This is a genomic window from Kitasatospora sp. NPDC088351 (assembly GCF_040685575.1).
Taxonomy (GTDB): Bacteria; Actinomycetota; Actinomycetes; order Streptomycetales; family Streptomycetaceae; genus Kitasatospora.
Map to the genome: position 1 here is coordinate 61,101 of NZ_JBFBIL010000021.1, position 22,819 is coordinate 83,919.

Sequence of the window (22,819 nt, forward strand, 5' to 3'; positions counted from 1 at the left end):
AGGAGACGATGGAGGACCTCTTCACCACGCTCGACCGGGCCACCGGCCGCGACCGGGCGGCCCCCGGACTGGAGGGGCTGGTCCGCGGGATCCTGGCGGACGTCGCCTCGGGGGCGCTGGCCCTGCGCGCGGTGGCCCACCCGCTCGGGTTCTACTGCCTGCCGGTCCTGCGCGAGGGGGCGCACGGGGTGTGCGTGCACGTCTTCGGCCGCGCCCCGCAGGACCCGCGCCGGGCCGCCGACCCCCAGCAGATCCACTGCCACAGCTGGGAGTTGACGAGCAGCGTGCTCTACGGCCGGGTCGGCAACCTGCGGATCGGGGTGTTCGACGAGCCGCGGCGGCCGACGCACCGCGCGTTCGAGGTGCACAGCGCGGCGGGGACGGACGAGATCCGGCCCACCCCCCGGCTGGTGCGCTGGGAGCCCGGCGAGGAGCGGACCAGCGCGCGCGGCGAGACGTACACGCTGCCGGCGGGTGACTTCCACGCGACCCTGTTGCCGGGCGGCGCACCGGCCGCCACCCTGCTCCTGGGGCGGTCCGTGCCCGGGCCGGTGGACATCGTCCTGGGGCCGGTCGACGGCCCCGCCCACCGGGTGGTGCGCCGGCTCTGCAGCGTCGCCCAGACGGTTCGAATCGCCGGCGAGACAGCCAGGAGGATCAGTGAACACGCTCCGGCCGAATGACCCCGCACCCGATCTCTCGTTCGAGTGCCGGATCGCGGTGAAGGCCGCCGAGGAGGCCGGCACGCTGCTGCGGCGCCGCTTCCGGCGGGACTTCGGCGTCCGGCCGAAGGGCGCGGACGGCGATGTGGTCACCGAACTCGACCTGCTGGCCGAGGCCCTGGTCACCCGGCGGCTCGCCGAGTCCTTCCCCGACGACCTGATCGTCGCCGAGGAGGGCGGCCGGACCGACGGACGGAAGGAAGGCCCGCCCTCCGGCCGGACCTGGCTGGTGGACCCGCTCGACGGGAGCAACAACGTGGTGATCGGTCTGCCCGCCTATGTGGTGGGCATCGCGCTCTGCGTCGACGACCTGCCCGTCCTCGGCGTCGTCCACGACCCGGTGGCCGGTCGGACCTGGCGGGCGGTGCGCGGCGGCGGCGCGTTCGGCCCGGGCGGGCCGCTGCGGCCGGCGGCCGGTCCGGTCGCCGCGCCCAGACCGCTGCTCGGCTGGACCCAGGGGCACGGGGTGCCGGCCGGCGATCCGGTGGTCCGGTCGCTGAAGGCGGAGCTGGAGACGGGCTCGCGGCGGCTGCTCCAGCTCTGGGCACCGCTCCTCACCTGGTCGATGCTGGCCCGCGGGGACATCGACGGTTTCGTCGGCTACCGGGCGGAGGAGATCGACCTGCCCGCCGGATACCTGCTCGCGGCGGAGGCCGGCCTGGTGGTCCTGGGGCTGGACGGCACCGGATTCAGCCCCCGGATCGGGCAGCCGGAGACCGCGCGCAGCTTCGTCGCGGGGCGGCCCGAGGTGATCCCGTACCTGCTGGACCTGGTGGCCCGCACGGCCGCCCCGGACCAGAACCGACCGGACCAGGGCTGACCGGAGCAGGGCCGACCGGAGCCGCCGGGCCGCGAGGTCAGTTGGCGACGGCGAGAGCGCCGGTCGCCAGCAGCACCGCGCCGGCCGCCAGCACGGCGCCGGTCCCGGCCACGCTCCGCAGCGGCACCCGCAGGCCGTGCGCGCGGCACCGCTCGTACCAGAGCAGGGTCGCGAGGGAGGCCCACGGCGCCACCAGCGGACCGACGTTGGTCCCGATCAGCAGCGCCAGCAGCTGCTGGTGGTTGCCGGCCGGGACGGCGGCCTCCCCGGCCAGGTACACCGGCAGGTTGTTGAGCAGGTTGGCCAGGCCCGCGCCGACCGCCGAGGCCCGGAACATCCCGACCACCCCGCCGTCCGTCCCGATCGCCCCGGCCAGCACCCGGTGCAGCCCGTGCGCGTCCACCGTCTGCACCACCAGGAACATCCCCGGCACCATCACCAGCAGCCGCCACGGCACCAGGGAGGTCCGCAGCGCCGCCGGCCGCCGCACCGCGAAGGCCAGCACCGCGACGGCCGCGGCCACCCCCGAGGCCGCCCAGAGCGGGAGGTCGGCCAGCAGGGTCGACAGCAGGAAGCCCGCGCAGGCCAGCCCGCAGATCCCGAACAGCACCCGGTCCGCCGGCCGGTGGGCCGGCGGCGGCAGGTAGTCGGCCGCGCCCCGGCGGCCGCGCCGCCAGTAGAACAGCCAGAGACAGACCATGGTGACCAGGACGGAGGCCAGTTGCGGCGCCCACATCACCCGGGCCAGCCCGGACGGCGACAGCGCGACCCGCTCGGCCGCCAGCAGGTTGGTCAGGTTCGACACCGGCAGCAGCAGGCTCGCGGTGTTGGCCAGCCAGACCGTGGTCATCGCCAGGGGCAGCGGCGCGATCCCCACCCGGGAGGCCAGGGCCAGCATCACCGGGGTCAGCAGGACGGCCGTGGTGTCCAGGTTGAGGGTGACGGTGGTGACGGCGGCGAAGGCCACACAGAGCAGGAACAGCAGCGGGTAGCTGCCCCGGCCGGCCCGCGCCACGCCCGCCGCCACGACGTCGAACACCTCGGCGGCACTGGTGAGTTCGGCGAGCACGATGACCGTGCCGAGAAAGGCCAGCAGCGGCGCGATCCGGGAGAGCGCCGACCCGGCCGCCGCGGTCGGGAGCAGGCCGGTGGCGAGGCAGAGCAACCCGCAGGCGAGCAGCCCCGCGGCCACCCAGTCCAGCGGATGAAGGCGTCTGACGGCAACGGGGTAGGCGAACACGGGGGTCAGGGTCGCACACGAGCGGACATTGGTCGAGAGCGCCGAACCTGGTGTAAGGGCGGCCGATTGGTCATAGTCTGTGCCCATGGCGGCTCTTGACGCGATCCCGGGTGAACCCGGACCGATGGACTTCTTCATCAGCTACTCGCCGGCCGACGAACGCTGGGCGGCCTGGATCGCCTGGACGCTGGAGGAGGCCGGCTACCGGGCCTTCCTCCAGGCGTGGGACTTCGTCCCCGGGACCAACTTCGTCGACTTCATGGACCGGGGCGTCACCGAGTCCGCCGCCGTCATCGCCCTGCTCTCGCGCAACTACGAACGCTCGCGCTACGGCCGGATGGAGTGGCAGGCCGCCCTGCGCGCCGACCCCGACGCGCCGGAGCGCAGGCTGCTGACCGTCCGGATCGAGGACATCCCGGTGGACGGTCTGCTCGCCACCCTCACCTACATCGACCTGGTGGGCGTCACCGAACCCGCGCGCGCCCGGCAGCTGCTGCTCACCAGGGTCACCCAGGCGCTGGACGGCCGGGCCCGCCCGGAGCTGCGGCCGGGTTACCCGGGCGGCGGCGCCCCCGGCGGCCCGTCACCCGCCGCGCTGCCGCCGCTCAGACCGGTCGGCGGTACCGGCTGGGCCGGCCGGCGCAGGCCCTCCGTCCAGCCCGAGTACCCGGTCGCGGCCGCCGGCGCGGGCGGGCGCGAGGCGGTCACCTTCCTCCATGTGGCCGGTCCCTCGTTCGGCCGCGGCCACGACCCGGTGGACCTCCAGGCCGCCATCTGGGGCGACCTGGTGGAGCTCGCCGACGCCGGCGCCCCGGCCCCCGAACTGGTCGTCGTCACCGGCGATCTGACCGCCTCCGGCAGCCCCCGCGAGTGCGAGCAGGCGCTCGCCTTCCTGACCGGCCTGCGCGCCCTGCTCGGCCTGGAACCCCACCGGGTGGCGATCGTGCCCGGCGGCCAGGACGTCAGCCAGGCGGCCTCGCGCGCCTACTTCAGCACCTGCGAGGCCGACGAACTGCGGCCCACCCCGCCCTACTGGCCCAAGTGGCGCCACTACGCCCGGCTGTTCCAGGAGTTCTACCAGGGCCTGGACGTCGTCTTCGACAGCGCCCAGCCGTGGACGCTCTTCCCCGTCCCCGAACTCGGCACGGTGATCGCGGGCCTGAACTCCTCGATGGCCTACAGCCACCGGGCCGACGACCGGTACGGCTGGCTCGGCCCCGAGCAGGCGGCCTGGTTCGCGCAGGCGCTGCGCCCGTACGAGGCGGAGGGCTGGCTGCGGATCGGCGCGGTGCGCCACCCGGTCCTCACCCGGCCCGCGGCCGCCCGCCCGGGCCGCGGCGGACAGGACCTCGAACCGCTCAGGGACCTCGACCGCTTCACCCGGCTGACCGCGCCCCGGCTGCATCTGCTGCTGCACGGCCCGGCCGCCGGACGGACGGCGCTCCAGAGCCTGCCCACCTCCGTCGGCGAGGTGCGCGTGGCCGGCGCCGCCGCCCCCGGCACGCACCAGTTGCTCCGGCTCACCCGCGACGGCCTCACCCACTGGGCGGCCCCGGACGCCGGACCCCAGCGGCTGACCGCCGACTGGCACCGGGCCCACCGTGCCTTCCCGCAGCCGCCCGACCCGGCCGGGGCCACCGCCCCGCCGCAGCCGCCGGACGATGCCGGACCACCCACCGAGGCGGAACCCGAGCCCCGGCGGCTGGCCTCCGCGCTCGACGCCCTGCTGGCCCGGGTCGCCGAGGTCTGCCGGACCCGCCACGAGGGCGCCCAGCTGCGCACCGTCCCCGGCTCGCCGCCCCAACTGCTCGTCACCTGGACGGAGTCGGGGTTCGTCCGGCAGCAGCGGGTCGCCGTCTGCGCGCACACCCCCACGGTCGAGGACGTCGACCGCTTCGTCGACGAGGTGCACGCCGCCGGCACCGACCCGGACGCCGAACTCGTCCACGACGGCCCGCCGCCCGCGCGCGAGCTGCGCGACCGGGCCCGGCGCCGCGGCGTCCGGCTGCGCAGCTTCACCGAGTTCCAGGGCCTGCTCGACCTGCGGGGCTACGTGGCCGCCCAGACCGAGCGGCTGCGCGCCGACGGCCAGTACCCGCCCGGCCTCTATCTGCCGCAGCGCTACCGCGAGGCCGAGCGCCCCGGCGGCGAGGAACGCGACGGCCTGGTCGACGAGATGCTGCGGCTGCTCGACTCCGACCACGGCCGGTTCCTGCTCCTGCTGGGCGACTTCGGGCACGGCAAGACCTTCGCCCTGCACGAGCTGGCCCGCCGCATCCCGGCCGAACTCCCCCATCTGACACCACTGTTCATCAACCTCAGCACCCTGGACCGGGCACACTCCTTCGACGGTCTGGTGGCGGCCCACCTGACCGCCCACGGCATCGACACCATCGATCTGCGGGCCTTCCGCTACATGCTCAGGCAGGGCCGGATCGTCCTGCTGTTCGACGGCTTCGACGAGTTGCTGAACCGCGTCAGCTACGAACGGGCCGCCGACCACCTCCAGGTGCTCCTGGACGCCGCCGTGGACAGCGCCAAGATCGTGGTCAGCAGCCGCACCCAGCACTTCAGCTCCCAGGAGCAGGTGCTCACCGCGCTCGGCGAGCGGGTCGGCCTGCTCCCGCAGCGTCGGCTGCTCGCCGTCCAGGACTTCACCACCGGTCAGATCCGCAGCTATCTGGCCAACCGCTACGGCGACGGGACCGCCGCCGACCGCCGGCTTCGGCTGCTCCAGGCCATTCCCGACCTGCTCGCCCTCTGCCGCAACCCCCGGTTGCTGAGCTTCGTCGCCGACCTCGACCACGACCGGCTGCGGGCCGTCGCGGGAGCCGGTCGGGCGCTCAGCGCCGCCGGCCTCTACCAGGAGGTCTTCACCGCCTGGCTGCGGTTCGAGGAGCAGCGCGGCCACGGCGGCCCGGGCGCCGCGCCCGGACTCGACCTCGACCAGCTGTGGGAGGCGGTCACCGCGCTCGCGCTGCGCCTGTGGGAGAGCGGCCGCAACGCCATGCCGTACGACGAACTGCTCGACGTCTCAAGCGTGCTGACCGGCCTGGCGGAGAGCAGGCTGCCCGCCCCGCAGGCCGCGCACGCGGTCGGCTCGGGCTCCCTGCTGGTCCGGACCGACGACGGCGTGTTCCAGTTCATCCACGGCTCGGTGGTGGAGTGGCTGGTGGCCCGCGCGGCGGCGGCCGGCCTCGGGCGGGGCGAACCCGACCTGCTCGCCCGGCGGCCGCTCAGCCGGCTGGCGGTGGAGTTCCTCTGCGACCTCGCCGACCACCGGGTCTGCCAGCAGTGGGCGCAGGACGTCCTGGACGGCACCGCCCCCGCCGACGAGACCGCGCGGCTCAACGCCGTGAAGGTGCTGGCCCGGCTCAGGGTGCCCGCCCACACCGACCTGCGCGGGGCCGGCCTGGCCGGCGAGGACCTCTCCCACCGGGACCTCTCCGGCGTCGACCTCGGCCGGGCCGACCTCACCGACGCCCGGCTGATCGGCGCCAACCTCGCCGGGGCCTCGCTGCGCGGCGCCCGGCTGTCCGGCGCCCGGCTGGACGCGGCCGACCTCACCGGCGCCGACCTGCGCGACGCCGACCTGCGCGGCGCCCGGCTGATCCGCACCGACCTGCGCGGTGCCCGCCTCCAGGGCAGCCACTGGCAGCGGGCCGCCCTGATCTCCGCCGTCACCGACCCGGCGGTGCTGGCCGCCCCCGAGCTGCGCGCGGCGGCGATCGCGCCCGGGCTGCCGGTCGAGGCCGGCTTCCGGCCGTCGGAGGTCGGCGTCCCCTACGGCTTCGACGTCCGCACCACCCGGCTGCCCGAGCCGGTCGCCTTCAGCGCCGACGGCCAGCTGCTCGCCGTGGGCAGCGACGACGGCAGCGTGCTGGTCTGCGACGCCGTCACGGGCGTCGCCCTGCGCACGCTCAAGGACCACATCGGCCGGGTCTACGCGGTGAAGTTCGCCGGGCCGGTGCTCGCCACCGGCAGCGCCGACGGCACCGTACGGCTCTGGGACCCGGTGTCCGGGGAGTGCCGGCACCGCCTCGACGTCCACCCCGGCGGGGTCTGGCCGGTCTCGCTCGGGCCGGCGGGCGCGCTGCTCGCCACCGGCGACGCCGAGGGCACCGTCACCCTCTGGTCCACGGAGACCGGCCGGCCGCTGCACCGGCTGCCCGGCCACGCCGCGCCGGTCTACACGGCGGTGTTCAGCCCGGACGGCTCCCTGCTGGTCACCGGCGACCGGGCCGGCGGCGTCCGGCTCTGGGACACCGGCCGCGGGCAGCGCGTCGCCGAGCTGGCCGGCCATCAGAGCACCGTGTTCCGCGCCCAATTCAGCCCGGACGGCACCCTGCTGGCCACCGGCGACGCGGGCGCCGACGGCGGCCCGGGCGGGACGGTCCGGATCTGGGACGTCGCCGGCCGGCGGCTGCGGCACGCCCTCAGCGGCCACGGCGGCCGGGTCTACACGCTGGCCTTCCACCCCGACGGCACCCTGCTCGCCAGCGGTGACACCACCGGGCGGATCAGCCTCTGGAACCCCCTCGACGGCACCCCGGCCGGCCGGCTGGAGGGCTGCACCGGCGCGGTGTACCAGGTCGCCTTCGCGCCCGACGGCACCCGGCTCGCGGCCGGCGACAGCGACGGCGTGGTCCGGGTCTGGCGGGTCGGCCCCGCGACCGCCGGCGGACACGAGGTGACGGCCCTGCGCCGCCAGCCCCCCGAGCACCGGGGCTCGGTGTGGGCCTGCCGGTTCCGGCCCGCCGGCGATCCGGCCGCCCCGGGCGGCGGCGAGGCCGACGCGCTGCTGGTGACCGGCGGCAACGACGGCGCGGTCCGCCTCTGGGACCCTTCCTCCGGCCGCGGCCGGCACCTGCTGCGCGGCCACGGCCGGCGGATCGGCTCGCTGTCGTTCAGCGGCGACGGCACCATGCTGGCGGCCGGCGGCAACGACGGCGTGGTCCGGATGTGGGAGCCCGCCACCGGCCGCCGGACCAGGGAGCTCTCCGGCCGGAGCAGCCGGCTGGTCTCCGCGCGGTTCAGCCCGGCCGGACCGGTCCTCGCCACCGCCAGCAACGACGGCGACCTGTATCTGTGGAACGCCCTGACCGGCGAGTACCTGCGGGAGATGGACGTCGAGACGGAACACGTCTGGGCGGAGGCGTTCAGCGCCGACGGCGTCTTCGTGGCCACCGCGAACGACGACGACACGGTCCGCATCTGGTACCGCAGCACCGGCGCGCACCTCACCACCCTGCGGGAGCACCGCGGCCGGGTGCGCTCGATCGCGTTCAGCTCGGACGGGCGCCGGCTGGCCACCGGCTGCGACGACAGCGGGGTCCGGATCTGGGACATCGCGGCCGGCCGGGTCGAGTCCCAGCTCACCGCGCACGGCGACCGGGTGTACACGGTGGCGTACGCCCCCGACGACTCCTGGCTGGCCAGCGTCTCCTGGGACGGCCGGGCCGTGGTCTGGGCCGACGGCGCCGCCCGGCACGTGCTGCACGGCCACGCCGGCCGGCTCTGGACCGCCGCCGTCCACCCCCGGCGGCCGCTGCTCGCCACCGCCGGGGACGACCGCGTCGTCCGGCTCTGGGATCCGCTCACCGGGCAGGGCCTCGGCGAGCTGCGCGGCCATACCGGCCGGATCCTGGCGGTGACGTTCAGCCCGGACGGCTCGCTGCTGGCCAGCGGCGGCGAGGACGGCACCGTACGCCTGTGGAACGTGCCGGACGCCGGCCCGCCCACCGCGCGGGCCATCCTGCTCGGGGCCCCGGCCGGCTGGGCGGCCCTTCTGCCGTCCGGCGCCTACAAGTACGAGGGCGACGTCGTCGGCGAGTTCTGGCACGCCGTCGGGATGTGCCGCTTCGAGCCGGGTGAACTCGACACCCACCTCCCGGGCGTCCGCCGGCTGCCGCCGGAGGCGGAGCTGTGACACCGGGCACCGGGCTCCGCGGCTGAGACCTGTCTGGCAAGCCCTGGTAGAGCCAGGACTTCGCGTGCCCGGCGGGGAGCGCCGGGCACGCGCTGCCGTCCGGGGGCCGAGGCGCGGCCTCCCCCGGCCCGTCCGGCCGTCCGCCGGGGTGATCCAACTGCCGGTGTTGTGCCGAGAGTTCTGCCGCTGCTGAGCGGCCCCGCCACCTATCGTTGACGACCAGTGGGGCGTCGGCGGGCCGTGCCGTCCTGATGGCCCGAGGCCGTCGGACCCTGCGTGCGCGGGTGCTCCGGGCGGACTCGTGCGCCCTGTCGCGCTTGGCGAGAAAGGGGTTTCGGTGATGACGGATCCGCTGGACGGCGCACCAGCGCACCAGGGTGGAGAGCTTCCTCCGGGCGAGGCCGACGTCCCGTCCGCGTTCCCCTTCGGCGGTTCGTGCTCCCGGCGGAACTGCGGGACGCTGCGGCGGTCGAGCCGGCTGACCGCCGACCTTGCGGCGGCGCTCGGCGACCGGGCGGACGAGGCCGTCCTCGCGGCGCTGCTGATCCTCGCCCGGAAGTACAGCGACGGCACCGCGTTCCGGATCGGCGTCCGGCGGGCCTCCTGGCCGGCCCAGGAGCCCACCGCGTCGCTGGTCGGCTCGATGCCGTCCGCCCTGACGGCGGCCCGGCACCGCCGGACGGTGGTGGCCGGGCTCGCCGGGCTCACCGCCGCCCCGCGCCCGGCGGACGCCGTACCGCCGAAGCTGCTCTGCGTCCTGGACGGGCCCGCCGACGGCAGGTACGGAGCCGACCTGGTGGTCTCCGGCGAGATCACCGCCGACGGGATCACGCTGCACGCCGACTGCCACGACCACGTCCACGACGCGGCCTTCGCCGACCGGCTGCTCGGTCATCTGGCCCACCTGCTGCGGCAGACCGCCGACCGGCCGGACACGCCCATCGGCGACCTGCGGCTGCTGACCGGGGCCGAACGCGAGCAGCTCGCCGGGTTCAACGACACGCGCCGCCACTATCCGCGGGACGCCCCGGTCTTCCCGCTCTTCGCCGCCCAGGCGGCCGCCCACCCCGACCGGATCGCGGTCAGCCACGCGGACGAATCCCTGACGTACCGTCAACTGGAGGGGCGAGCAGCGGAGCTGTCCGCCCGGCTGCACCGCCGGGGCGTCGGCCGGCACAGCCGGGTCGCGTTCCTGCTGGAGAGGTCCCCCCGGCTGGTGGTGGCGGCGCTGGCCATCCTCCGGCTCGGCGCCGCGTACGTGCCCCTCGACCCGGACGTTCCGGCCGCCCGCCGGGACTTCCTGCTCGCGGACAGCGGCGCCGCCCTGCTGCTGACCGAGGACGCGGCGGTGACGGCGGACATCGCCGTCCTCGACCTCTCACAGCCCCATGACGCACCGCGCGAAACCCCGCCGCCCGCCGTGGCCGCCTCGCCGTCGGACGCCGCCTACGTGATGTACACCTCGGGCACCACGGGCCGGCCGAAGGGCGTGCTCGTCAACCAGCGCGCGGTCGTCCGGCTGGTCCTCGGCACCGACTACGTGGACCTCTCGCCCGAGACCAGGATCCTGCAGACCGGCGCGATCGCCTTCGACGCCACCACGTTCGAGTTCTGGGGCGCGCTGCTCAACGGCGGCACCCTCGTACTGGTGCCGGACGGCACCGTCCTGAGCGCGGCCGGCCTCGGCGCCGCGATCTCACGGTACCGGGTCAACACCATGTTCCTGACCTCCTCACTGTTCAACCAGATCGTCGAGCAGGACCCTTCGGTACTCGCCGGCTGCCAGGTGCTGGTCGGCGGCGAGGCGGTGTCCGCGCGGCACGTCGCCGAGGCAATGGACGCCTGTCCGGACAGCGTCTTCGTCAACGCCTACGGCCCGACGGAGAACACCACCTTCTCCGTCGCCCATCGCATCACCCGCCGCTACACCGGACGGGTTCCGATCGGCCGCCCGATCGCCAACTCCACGGCCTGGGTGCTGAACCGCGACGGCCATCCGCAACCGATCGGCGTACCGGGCGAGTTGTGCGTGGGCGGCGACGGGCTGACCGACGGATACCTCAACCGACCCGATCTGAACGCCGGTTCGTTCTTCCTGAGCGGCTCCGGGCCGACGGCCGAACGGCTCTACCGCACCGGCGACCGCGCCCGCTGGACCGCCGAGGGGCTGCTGGACTGCCTCGGCCGCGCGGACACCCAGGTCAAGATCCGGGGCTTCCGGGTCGAGCTGGCGGAGGTGGAGAGCCGGCTGGCCCGACTGCCCTCGGTACGGGAGTCCGTCGTACTGCTGTGCCGGCGCCCGGGCGGGCTGTCCGTCCTCTGCGCCTACGTCACCGCCGACGCGGCACTGAACGGCGCAGACCTCCGCACGGCGCTGCTGGAGCTGCTTCCGGACTACATGGTCCCGTCCTCGTTCCGGCAGCTCGACACGATGCCGCGCACCCGGAACGGGAAGGTCGACCGGGCCGCGCTGGCGGCACTCGAACCGGTCGGCCCCACGGCGTCCGACCGGCCGCGACGGGCGCCGCGAACGCCGCTGGAGACGACCGTGGCCGCGGTCTTCGCGGAGGTGCTGGGCCTGCCCTCGGTCTCGGTCGACGACGACTTCTTCGACCTGGGCGGGCACTCGCTGCGCGTGATGCGGCTGTGGAACCGGATCCGGGCGGTCACCGGCACGGCCGTCGAACTGAAGCAGATCCTCGACGCCCCGACGGTGGCCGGCGTGGTGGCCGCCCTGGAACGGGGGCCGGCCTCGGCCGTCACCCGCCCGAAGCTGGTCCGCCGGTCGTGACGGCTCACGGGACGGCTCACGGGACAACTCATGGGACGACCCGGGTGGCACCGGTCCCGACCGCGGTCGTGGTGCGTCCGGTTGCCAAGGATGGTGAGGAGTGAACGTGTTCCCGTTGTCGTTCGCCCAACAGGGTCTCTGGTTCCTGGACCGGCTGGAGGGCCCGGGCTCGACGTACAACGTGCCGGTGATCGTACGGCTGGCCGGCCCACTGGACGCTCCGGCCCTGGAGGCGGCGCTGAACGATGTCGTCGGGCGGCACGAGAGCCTGCGGACGGTGTTCGGCGAGCGCGACGGAGAGCCCTACCAGCGGGTGCTGCCCGCGGCGGCCACCGGCCCGCTCCTGACCGTGCTGGACCGCACCCGGAACCACCTCGACGAGGCCCTCGACGAGGTGATCCGGCGGCCGTTCGACCTCGGCGCCGATCTGCCGCTGCGGGCCTGGCTGATCCGCCTGGCCGCCGACGAGCACGTGCTGGTGCTGGTCGCGCACCACGTGGTCTGCGACGGCTGGTCGCTGACCCCGCTGCTGCGCGACCTGAGCGCCGCCTACACCACCCGGCGCAGCGGTCTCGAACCGGCCTGGGAGCCGCTGCCGGTCCAGTACTCCGACTACACCCTGTGGCAGCGCGAGCTGCTGGGCGGCGAGGACGACCCCGGGAGCCTGGTCAGCGAGCAACTGCGGTACTGGCGCGAGGCCCTGGCGGGACTGCCCGAGGAGCTGGCCCTCCCCTACGACCGGGCGCGTCCGGTGGCGGACGGCCAAACCTGCACCGACCGGACCGGCGACGGCCGGGGCGGCACCGTCGATCTCCTCGTCGAACCGCGGCTGCACGCCCGACTGCTCACGGTGGCGCGGCAGCACGGGTGCACGCTGTTCATGCTGCTCCAGGCCGCCGTCGCGACGGTGCTGACCCGGTGCGGGGCCGGTCCGGACATCCCGCTCGGCACCCCGGTGACCGGCCGCGCCGACGAGGCGCTGGACGACCTGGTCGGACTCTTCGTCAACACCCTGGTACTGCGCACCGACACCTCCGGCAACCCCACCTTCGGGGAGCTGCTGCGCCGCGTCCGCCGTACGAACCTGGAGACCTACGCCCACCAGGACGTGCCGTTCGACCGGGTCGTCGAGGCGGTCAATCCCCGGCGGTCGCCGTCCCGGCACCCGCTGTTCCAGGTGATGATCGCGCTGGCCGAGGGACGTCCGGGCGACGGACTGAACCTGCCCGGCCTGCGGGCCTCCCTCCTGCGCCGGACGACGGACACCGCCAAGTTCGACCTCTCCGTCGACTTCGAGGACCGGCGCGACGGCCACGGCGAGCCGGTGGGGCTGCGCACCGCCCTCGAGTACGCCACCGGGCTCTTCGACGAGGCCACCGTCCGGAGCATCGGCGACCGGCTGGTCCGGCTGCTCGGGGCGGTCGCCGGGGATCCGGCGCTGCGCATCCGTGAGCTGCCGGTGCTGTCGGCGGCCGAGCGGCACCAGCAGCTGGTGCGGTGGAACGGTCCCGACCGGGCGGAGGCCGCGGTGGATCTCGGCCGGCAGGTCCGCCGGTGGGCGGCGGAGCGGCCGGACGCCGTCGCCGTCTCCGACGACGGCGTCCGCTACACCTACCGGGATCTCGCCGAGGCCGCCGACCGGGTCGGCCGCGCGCTGTCCGCGGCGGGCGGCGGACCGGACGTGCTCACCGCGGTCCTCTCCGACCGCAGCGCCTGGTTCGTCGCCACCGCGCTCGGTGTGCTCCGGTCCGGGGGCGGATACCTGGCCCTGGACGGCACGCTGCCGGCGGACCGGGCCCGCCGGATGCTGGCCGACAGCTCCACCCGCTTCCTGGTGGCCGCGCCGGAACTGCGCGAGCGGGCGGCGTCGATCACCACCGGCGGGCCCGCCGGCCTGACCCTGCTCCCGCTCGACCCGGCCCCGGGCCAGGCAGGCCACGGGGCGCCCGACCAGGCGCGGGCCTGGGAGCCGCCGGAGCCCGGCGCCCGCCCCGACCGGCTCGCGTACGCCGTCTTCACCTCCGGCTCGACCGGCCGGCCCAAGGGCGTCCTGATTCCGCACCGCGGCCTGTCGAACCACCTGCTCGCGGTGGCCGAGCTGTACGGCCTGGACGAGCGCGACACGATGGCCTTCAACGCGCCCCTGACCTTCGACGTCTCGGTGTGGCAGGCCCTGACCATGTCGCTCGTCGGCGGCCGGGTGCACGTCCTCGGCGAGGACACCACCCGCGATCCGCTGGCGCTCGCCCGGTGCGTCGCCGAACAGGGCATCACCGTCCTGCAGATCGTGCCGCAGGTGCTCCGCGCGGTCCTGGACATGTGGGACCTCGACGACGCCTCGGTGCACCTGCTCAAGGGGCTCCGGTGGATGCTGGTGCACGGCGAGGAGCTCCCGCCCGACCTCGTCGACCGGTGGTTCGCGAGGCACCCCCGAATACCGCTCGCCAACGTGTACGGCCCGGCCGAGTGCTCGGACGACGTGTCGGTCTCGGTCATCACCGCGGGCGACGGGTTCCGGCGCGGCCGGGCCGCGATCGGCCGGCTGCTGCGCAACACGCGGGCGTACGTGCTGGACGAGTTCCTGCAGCTGCTGCCGGCCGGCGCGGTGGGCGAGCTGTACGTCGGGGGCGCCGGCCTGGCGCGCGGATACGCGGGCCGGCCGGACCTGACCGCCCAGCGGTTCGTGGCGAATCCGTTCGGCGCCGCCGGTGAACGGATGTACCGCACGGGCGATCTGGTGCGCTGGAACGCCGGCGGCGAGCTGGAGTTCCTCGGCCGGGTCGACCACCAGGTGAAGATCCGCGGCTTCCGGATCGAGCCGGGCGAGGTCCAGGCGGTCGTCGAGCAGGATCCGCAGGTGCGTCAGGCCTTCGTGGTCGCCCGGGAGGACCATCCGGGCGACAAACGGCTGGTCGCCTATGTGGTGCCGGCGGGGGCCCCGGCGCTGGACGAGGCCGGGGTGCGGCGGCGGGTGGCCCGGGTGCTGCCGGAGTACATGGTCCCGTCGTTCTTCGTGGCGCTGGACGAGCTGCCGGTGACGGCCAACGGCAAGCTGGACCGCCGGGCGCTGCCGGCCCCCGACCTGTCGTCGGCCGTCGCGGGCCTGCCCCCGCGCACCCCGCGTGAGCAGGTCCTGTGCGGGCTGTTCGCCGAGGTGCTGGGCCTGCCCCGGGTCGGTGTCGAGGACGGCTTCTTCGACCTGGGCGGGCACTCGATGCTCGCGATGCGGCTGCTGAGCCGGATCCGGGCGGAGCTGGGCCTGGAGGTCGGCGTCCGCGCGCTGATCGCGGCGCCCACCGTCGCCGGGCTCCTGGACGCCGCCCGGCAGCAGGGCGCGCCCGACGACTACGACGTACTGCTGCCCTTGCGCACCGGCACCAGCACCGGCACCGGCCCGCGCCCGCTGTTCTGCGTGCACCCCGCGACCGGGCTCGCCTGGAGCTATGCCGCGCTGGCGGAGCGACTGCCCGCGGAGGTCGCCGTGTACGGCCTCCAGGCCCCCGGGCTGGCGGCGGGTACGGAGCTCCCGAAGGACCTGGACGAGATGCTCGACCGGATGCTCGCGGAGATCCGCCGGGTCCAGCCCGCCGGACCGTACCGCCTGCTCGGCTGGTCGCTCGGGGGCACCATCGCCCACGCGCTGGCCGGCCGGCTGCAGGCCGACGGGGCCGGGACCGAGCTGCTCTGCCTCGTCGACGCGTACCCGAACGAGGTGTGGCCGTACCCGTCGTTCGCGACGCCCGAGCAGTGGGACGAGTTCAGCCTGCTGGCCACCCTGGCGCCCGGGGCGGTCGGCCGGGAGGAGGTGGAGCGCGACATCCGCGCGGCGCTGACGGAGCTGCGCCGCGCCGCGCGGGAGCGGCTCGGCCTCGACCCCGCCACCATGGCCAGGCTGGTCGCCGTGGGCGTCAACAGCAGCCGCCTGGTCGCGCGGCACCGGCCCCGCCGCGTCCGCGGCCGGACCGTCTTCTTCACCGCGGCGCTGGAACGCGGCGCGGCCCGCCCGTCTCCGCTGACCTGGTCGCCCTACCTCGACGGGTTCGAGAACCACGACCTCCCGTGCCAGCACGAAGAGGCGATGGACGCCGAACACCGAGGACGCATCGCCGAGATCATCACCGCCGAGCTGCTCCGCCGCTGACGGCCGAGCCCCACCGACAGACCGGAAGGCGAAGACCTCCATGACTGACCTGCTGGGCCCGGTGCACCGGGAATCCGCCGAATCCTCCCTCCGCCGGCGGTTCGAGGGCCGGCTCGTCGGACCGGACGACCCGGCGTACGACGAGGTCCGTGCGGTGTGGAACGGCATGCACGAGCGCCGGCCGAGCCTCGTCGCCCGCTGCTCGAACGCCGCGGACGTCGGTGCCGCACTGCGGTACGCCGCCGCGACCGGCCGCGCGGTGACCGTGCGCGGCGGCGGTCACAACGTCGCCGGCACCGCGGTCGCCGACGACGCCGTCATGATCGACCTGTCGCTCATGCGCGGGGTCGACGTCGACCCGGGGGCCCGGATCGCCCGGGCGCAGGGCGGCTGCCTGCTGCGCGACCTCGACGCCGCCACGCTGGCCCACGGCCTGGCCTGTCCGGCGGGCGTGGTCTCGCACACCGGGCTGGGCGGTCTGGCCCTGGGCGGAGGGTACGGCTGGCTGGGCCGCAAGTGGGGCCTGACCTGCGATCATCTGCTGGCCGCCGAGGTGGTGCTCGCCGACGGCACGGTCGTCGAGGCCACCGAGGAGGAGCATCCCGAACTGCTCTGGGGCCTGCGCGGCGGCGGCGGGAACCTCGGCATCGTCACCCGCTTCACCCTTCGCCTGCGGCCGGTCGGCCCGGTGTCCTACCGGACGGGTGTCTTCCCGCTGAGCGAGGCGGCGGCGGCGCTCGCCGACTACCGGGAGTTCGCCGAGGCGCAGGGCCCCGATCTGCATGCCGTCGGGGCCCTCAAGCACGCCGGCCGGCAGGACTGGATCCCGGCCGAACTGCGGGGCGCGCCCGCGCTGTTCCTCACCGCCGCCTGGTTCGGCGCCGAGGAGCTCGGTCCGGCGCGCACCGCGCCGCTGTTCGCGCGGGCCGCGCCCGGCGCCACCGCGTCCCGGGTGATGTCGTACGCGCAGCTGCAGGCGCTGGGCGACCACGGTGAACCGCACGGCAACCGCTACTTCACCAAGTCCTGCTACCTCACCGGCCTGTCCGCCGGTCCGGTCGGCCAACTGATCGAATCCGCGAGGGAGATGCCCTCACCCCGGTCCTCCGTCGACTTCGAGTACCTGCGCGGGGCGATCTGCGACGTGCCGGACGCGGACTCCGCCTTCCCGCGCCGGGACGCGCCCTACATCTGCACGGTGTCGGCCCAGTGGACCGATCCGGCCGAGGACGCGGCGAACGCGGCGTGGAGCCGGCGCGGCGTCGAACGGCTCGCCGACTGGCAGTTCGGCGGCGCCTACGTCAACTACCTGCAGGACGAGAAGCCCGGCAAGGTCGCCGAGGTCTACGGCGCGGCCCGCTACGAGCGGCTGGCGGCCGTCAAGCGCCGTTACGACCCGGACAACGTCCTGGCCGGCAACCAGAACATCCCTCCCGCGGCACACCCGCACGCCTAGAGAGAGGACCACCATGTCGCAGCTCGTCTCCGCCCAGCCGACCGTCACCGCTCCGGCCACCTTCGCACGCAACGAGCCGGGCGCCTTCCTGGCCGCCCTGCGCTCCCCCTGGTACGCGCTCATCGCCGACCTGCAGGACACGGTACTGACGACGACGGTCGCGTACGCGAAGTCACGCGGCCTCAAGGCGCTCTACCTGCCGCTGACCACGCGGACCATCACCTGCCCGTCGGGGCTGGGCAGCGACACCAGTCCGGTCCCCGTGACGGTCAACGGGGTCGACACGTATCTACCCGACTCCCTGCAGTTCCTCTTGGAGTACGGAAGCCAGATCGCCACCGAGGGCGGGTACACCATCATGCCCTCGTTCCGGAACGAGATACCGGACAAGACCCATCTCGGCCAGTTCACGCACAGCGAGGCGGAGTTCCCGGGCGGGCTCGACGATCTGATCGACTACGTCGAGGGCTACGTCAAGGCCCTGGCCGGCGCCGTCCTGGACCAGCACGGCGGCCGGCTCGCCGGGGCGCGCGGCGACATCTCGCACCTGGAACGCATGGTGACGGCCGGTCACTTCGCGCGGCTCACCTTCGACGAGGCCGCCCGGCTGCTGGCCGACGAGCCCGGCTGCGTCGAAGACGAGGGCGAAGGGCGCAGCCTCACCCGCAAGGGCGAGCACCAACTGATGTCCAGGGTCGGCGAGTTCCTGTGGGTGACGCACTTCGACCACCTGACCGTCCCGTTCTACCAGGCCTTCGGGGACAGCGAGGGCAGGACGGCCCGCAACGCCGACCTGCTCTTCGGCATAGGAGAGGTCGTCGGCTCGGGCGAACGGCACACCGGGGGCGAGGAGGTGCGCAAGGCGCTGGCCATGCACAACGTTCCGGAACACGACTACGCCTGGTACGTGGACATGAAGGAGCAGATGCCGCTGCGGACGTCCGGCTTCGGCATGGGCGTCGAGCGGTTCCTCATGTGGGTCCTGAACCACGACGACATCCGCGACATCCCGCTGGTCTCCCGGGTCAACGAGCCCGGCGCGTGGCCCGACGCCGTCATCCGGCCGTAGCCGGCGCCCCTCTCCCCGACCACCGCCCGCTCCGCCCCGTTCCGCCCCGCGCCGCGCCTCCGCGCGGCCACCCCACCGGCGGTGCGGCACGACAACGAAATCAGGTGTGCCATGGCCCCAGAGCCCCTCTCCCTCCTGTGCCTGCCGCATGCCGGTGCGGGCGCCGGCTTCTTCTGGAAGTGGCGGCAGCAGGCGCCGCCCGGTCTGCGGCTGGTGCCGCTGCAACTGCCCGGTCGCGAGGAGCGGACCGACGAGGAGCCGCACCGCGAAGTGGCCGACGCGGTGCGCGCCCTGCTGCCCGAGGCGACCGCCGCCGTCGCGGGCAGCCCTCGGATCGCCCTGTTCGGGCACAGCCTGGGCGCCGTCCTCGCCTACGAGCTGGGGCGGGCGCTGGAGGAGCGGACCGAACTGCCGGTCGCCCACGTCTTCGTGAGCGGATCTCCCGCGCCGGACCGGGGGCGCGCCCGGCAGGCGGCCGCGCTGGACGACGACGAGTTCCTCGCGCGGGTGGAGGAGCTGGCCGGCTACCGCCATCCGGCCTTCGAGTCCGCCGAGTTCCGGGAGCTGCTGCTGCCGACGCTGCGCGCGGACGTGGCGATGCACGAGGCGTACCGGCCGCCGTCCGACGCTCCGATCCAGGCTCCGATCACCTGCCTGCGCGGCGACGGCGACGCGCTGGTCCCGGAGCGGGACGCGCTGCGGTGGGACGCGGCCACCCACGGTCCCTTCAGCTACGCCGAGTTGCCGGGCGGACACATGTACCTCGCCGACTCCGCCGCCCCGGTCGTCGGCCTGATCGCGGAAACCCTCGGCTGCGACCGGCGGCGGCCCGCCGGAGCCGGGCCCGGGACGGGGGCCGGTGACACATGCGGCTAGCGGGCAAGACCGTCGTGATCACCGGTGCCGGGCGCGGACTGGGCCGGATGTGCGCGGTGCGCTTCGCCGGGCAGGGGGCGGACCTCGTGCTGGTGGACACCGGCGGGGACATCCCGGGCGTGCCCTACCCCCTGGCCACCGAGGACCAGTTGGAGCGCACCGCCCAGCTCTGCCGGCAGGCGGGCGTCGGCACGCTGAGCGTGCTCGCCGACGTGCGCGACACCGCCGCCGTCACGGCGGCCGTCGATGCCGCCCTGCGCCGCTTCGGCCGGATCGACGTCCTGGTCAACAACGCCGGCATCGCCGCGCCCTCCGGCAAGCCCGTCCACGCCATCGCGGACGACGAGTGGCAGCTGATGCTGGACGTCGACCTCTCCGGCGCGTGGCGGATGATCCGGGCGGTCGCCCCCGGCATGGTGCGGCAGCGCGGCGGCAGCATCGTCAACATCGCGTCCACCGCCGGTCTGGTGGGGTACCGGCACTTCGCGGCCTATGTCGCCGCGAAGCACGCGCTGGTCGGCCTCACCAAGGCCGCCGCGCTGGACCTGGCCCCGATGCGGGTCCGGGTCAACGCCGTCTGCCCCGGATCGGTGCGGGACGCGACGCACGTCGAGGGCCGGATGCTGTCCGAGATCGCCCGCTGCCTCGACGTCGGTCCCGACGAGTACGAGCAGGCCTTCGTCACGGCGCAGCCCATGAACGCGCTCGTGGAGCCGGAGGACGTGGCGGACGCCGCCCTCTGGCTGGCCGGTGACGAGTCCCGGCAGGTGACGGGCACCACCGTCGCCGTGGACGGCGGATTCTCCGCGCGATGAGCGAGACCTGGACACGGCCGATTCGGATGGAGACATGACTGATCAGCCTGGACCCCGGAGCGGGGTCGACACCGTCCTCGGCGACGACGCCGGACACGGCATCGTGCTGCGGCTCACCGACGCCGGGCGGATCGGCGCGGCGCAGGCCGCCGTCGACCGGGCGAACACGCCGGCCGCGGCGCGGGACGCGGGCAGCTTCTGGGTCCAGTGGGCCGGGGCCGGATCCGCGTCCCCGCTCGCCGCCCGGCTGCGGCAGCGGGAGGCGGACCGTCCGCTGAACCCCGACGACCCCGGGCTCCGGGTGGTGCTGATCCGCTACCCCGACGGCGCCGCCGACCTCGTCGTGGTGGCCCGCCGCGGTGTGCTCGACCACGCGGGCCTGCGGATCCTCGCGTACGCGCTGACGACGGCGGGCTGCGACGCGGTGGCGCTCGCGGGCAGGTTGCGGCGGTCGTCCGCGCCCGGCGCGACCGGCTGGTCGCCCGCGCCCGCACCGCCGTGGGGTCTGGCCGACGACCCGCCCGGAGGGCCGGAGCAGGCCCTGCCGACGGGTGTGTTCGCCCCGGAGGTGGTGGTGGCCGCGACCGCCGTGGCGCTCTCCCGGTACGAGCGCGGCTCCACGGTGCGCCTCGCGGTGGTGTCCACCGAGCCGGCCGGGCTGAAGCCCGGCGCCAGGGTGATCCGGCTGACCCTCGGTGACGACCTGCCGCTGACCGGGCTGCTCGACCAGGTCCGGGCGGCGCTGGACGGCCCGGGCGAGCCGGCGGTGGGCGAGTTCCCGCCGGTCTGCCTCGTCCTGACCGGTTCGGACCCGGACGAGCGGTACGTCCCCCTCCCGCCGGACGCCGCGCCCCTCGTCCAGATCTGGCAGAGCCGTGCGGATCTGCTGTCCCTGTCGGGGCAGACCCACGACGCCCGGATCCATCCGGCCGTCGCGGACGCCTTCGCCCGGCACACGGCACGGCTGGCCGCGCAGGTGACCGCGGCATCGGCCGCCCGGCCGGCCGGCGGTCCGCCCGGGCGGACCGTCGGTGATCTCGCCCTGCTGGACGCTGCCGACACGGCCCTCGCACTGGATCTCGGCCGCGGCCCGCGCCGCACCCCGCCCCCCGGTGCCGCCGTCCACCAGGTGGTCGAACGGCTCGCCCGGGAACAACCCGACGCGGTCGCGGTCGGCGACGGCACCCGGAGCCTCACCTACCGGGAGCTCGACGAACTGGCGACCGCGTGGGCGCGCGTCCTCGTGGACCGCGGCGCGGGCCCCGGGCGGTTCGTCGGCGTGTGCCTGAAGCGCACCGTCGATCTGGTGACGGCGCTGCTCGCCGTCCTCAAGTCCGGTGCGGCCTATGTGCCGTTGGATCCGCAGTCCCCCGACGAACGCCTCCGCCACATCGCCGGGGACGCGGAACTCGCGCTGGTCGTCACCACTCTGTCGGGCTTTCCGGCCGGCGACGGCACCCCGGTGCTCGGGCCCGGGGCGCTCACCGCGGCGGCCCCGGCCTCCTCGGGCACCGAGCTGCCCGAGGTCGGGTCCGGCGACCAGGCCTACGCCGTCTACACCTCGGGGACGACCGGACGGCCGAAGGGGGTGGTGGTCGCCCACGGCAGCGTCCTGGCGCTGCTGGACGCGACCGCCGAGGACCTCTCCCTCGGCCCCGACGACGTGTGGACCTTCTTCCACTCCGCCGCCTTCGACTTCTCCGTGTGGGAGATCTGGGGCTGCCTGCTCACCGGGGGGCGCCTGGTCGTCGTGCCGTACCTGGTGTCCCGGTCCCCGGAGGAGTTCCACGCCCTGCTGCTGCGCGAGGGCGTCACGGTGCTGAGCCAGACGCCGTCGGCGTTCGCCGGGCTGCTCGACGCGGACGCGCGGGCCGCCGGTCCCGCCCCCCGGCTGATCGTGTTCGGCGGGGAGGCGTTCGACCCCCGCCTGGTGCGCGGCTGGTTCGGCCGGCACCCCGACAGCCGGTGCCGCCTGGTCAACATGTACGGGATCACCGAGACGACGGTGCACGTCACCGCCCGGACCGTACGGTCCTGGGACCTGCACACCCGGACCCAGCGCGTCGGCCGGCCGATCGCCGGCTGGTCGGTGTCGGTCCGGGACGACCGGGGGCGGCCGCTGCCTCCGGGCGCCGTCGGCGAGATCTTCGTCGGTGGCGCGGGGCTCGCGCTGCGCTACCTCAACCGGCCGGAGCTGACCGGGGAACGGTTCCCCCTGGACCGTTTCAGCGGCGAGCGGGTCTACCGCAGTGGCGACCTGGGGCGGCTCCGGCTCGACGGCTCGCTGGACTGTGTGGGCCGGCTCGACGAGCAGGTCAAGATCCGCGGCTTCCGGATCGAGCTGGGCGAGGTCCGCTCGGTCCTGCTCGACGACGCCGGGGTGGTGGACGCCGCGGTGCTCGTCGAGGGGCAGGACGACGGGCCGGCGCACCTGCGCCTGGTGGGTCACCTGGTGCTCGCGGCGGGTGCGACGACGGCCGAGGTACGCCGGCGGATCACCACGATCCTCCCGGACTACATGGTGCCGGCCGAGCTGCTCGCTCTTCCGTCACTGCCGCTGACCCTGAACGGCAAGCTGGACCGGTCCGCCCTGCCGCGCGCCCGCGGCCCGCTGCCGGGGTGCTCCGGCGGGCGCCCGCCGGAGCGCCCCGGCCCCGCGGACCCGGCCGCGGCGATGCTGGCCGTCTGGCGCACGGTGATCGGCTCCGACCTCGGCCCGGACGACCACTTCTTCGAGGTCGGCGGCAACTCGCTGCTCGCCGTGCGGCTGCTCACGGCGGTGCGGGACGCGGGCTTCGGCTCGGTGAGCCTGCGGGAGTTGTACGCGCACCCCAGTCCGGCGGCCCTCGCCGCCGGTCTGAGCGCCCCGGCCACCCCGTCGGCCGCGTCCGGCCCCGCCGCCCGCGGGTGAGAACCGGTTCCGGCCCCGCCGCGCGTGCGGCGGGGCCGGACGGTTCCTC

General features: G+C 75.1%; 11 protein-coding genes. 10 read left to right on the forward strand and 1 reads right to left on the reverse strand.

Features of this window, described 5'->3' with window-relative positions; translation table 11 throughout:
- Window positions 1-8 precede the first annotated feature (8 nt).
- Both AB0P06_RS17415 and AB0P06_RS17420 read left to right on the forward strand, forming a co-directional pair.
- Window positions 9-683, forward strand: a complete 675-nt coding sequence (locus AB0P06_RS17415) for a hypothetical protein (protein ID WP_363608152.1) — start codon at window positions 9-11, stop codon at window positions 681-683.
- Window positions 661-1,542 (forward strand): inositol monophosphatase, encoded by an 882-nt coding sequence (locus AB0P06_RS17420; protein WP_363608153.1) that lies wholly within the window; start codon window positions 661-663, stop codon window positions 1,540-1,542. Before AB0P06_RS17415 ends, AB0P06_RS17420 begins: the two co-directional genes overlap by 23 nt.
- 37 nt (window positions 1,543-1,579) lie before the next feature.
- Here the strand turns inward: AB0P06_RS17420 and AB0P06_RS17425 are convergent, their stop codons facing one another.
- The gene (locus AB0P06_RS17425; protein ID WP_363608154.1) at window positions 1,580-2,782 is read right to left on the reverse strand and encodes an SLC13 family permease; all 1,203 of its coding nucleotides are present in this window, start codon (window positions 2,780-2,782) and stop codon (window positions 1,580-1,582) included.
- An 85-nt stretch (window positions 2,783-2,867) separates the two neighbouring features.
- Here AB0P06_RS17425 and AB0P06_RS17430 point away from each other — a divergent pair, with 85 nt between their 5' ends.
- From AB0P06_RS17430 to AB0P06_RS17465, 8 genes are all read left to right on the forward strand, one after another.
- Window positions 2,868-8,711 (forward strand): TIR domain-containing protein, encoded by a 5,844-nt coding sequence (locus AB0P06_RS17430; protein ID WP_363608155.1) that lies wholly within the window; start codon window positions 2,868-2,870, stop codon window positions 8,709-8,711.
- Between the two features lie 340 nt (window positions 8,712-9,051).
- Window positions 9,052-11,502, forward strand: coding sequence for a non-ribosomal peptide synthetase (locus AB0P06_RS17435; protein WP_363608156.1), 2,451 nt, complete (start codon window positions 9,052-9,054; stop codon window positions 11,500-11,502).
- 100 nt (window positions 11,503-11,602) lie between these two features.
- Entirely contained in the window at window positions 11,603-15,643 is a 4,041-nt protein-coding gene (locus AB0P06_RS17440) for an amino acid adenylation domain-containing protein (RefSeq protein ID WP_363608157.1), read from the forward strand.
- A 40-nt stretch (window positions 15,644-15,683) separates the two neighbouring features.
- Entirely contained in the window at window positions 15,684-17,099 is a 1,416-nt protein-coding gene (locus AB0P06_RS17445) for an FAD-binding oxidoreductase (protein ID WP_363608158.1), read from the forward strand.
- 13 nt (window positions 17,100-17,112) lie between these two features.
- Window positions 17,113-18,168 carry an amino acid--tRNA ligase-related protein gene (locus tag AB0P06_RS17450; protein WP_363608159.1) on the forward strand — a complete coding sequence of 352 codons (1,056 nt, stop codon included), beginning with the start codon at window positions 17,113-17,115 and terminating at the stop codon, window positions 18,166-18,168.
- Window positions 18,169-18,279: 111 nt separating this feature from the next.
- The gene (locus AB0P06_RS17455) at window positions 18,280-19,044 is read left to right on the forward strand and encodes an alpha/beta fold hydrolase (protein ID WP_363608160.1); all 765 of its coding nucleotides are present in this window, start codon (window positions 18,280-18,282) and stop codon (window positions 19,042-19,044) included.
- Entirely contained in the window at window positions 19,035-19,859 is an 825-nt protein-coding gene (locus AB0P06_RS17460; protein ID WP_363608161.1) for an SDR family oxidoreductase, read from the forward strand. Before AB0P06_RS17455 ends, AB0P06_RS17460 begins: the two co-directional genes overlap by 10 nt.
- A 34-nt stretch (window positions 19,860-19,893) precedes the next feature.
- Complete coding sequence (locus AB0P06_RS17465; RefSeq protein ID WP_363608162.1) at window positions 19,894-22,770, forward strand: amino acid adenylation domain-containing protein; 2,877 nt, start codon at window positions 19,894-19,896, stop codon at window positions 22,768-22,770.
- The last annotated feature ends 49 nt before the right edge of the window (window positions 22,771-22,819 follow it).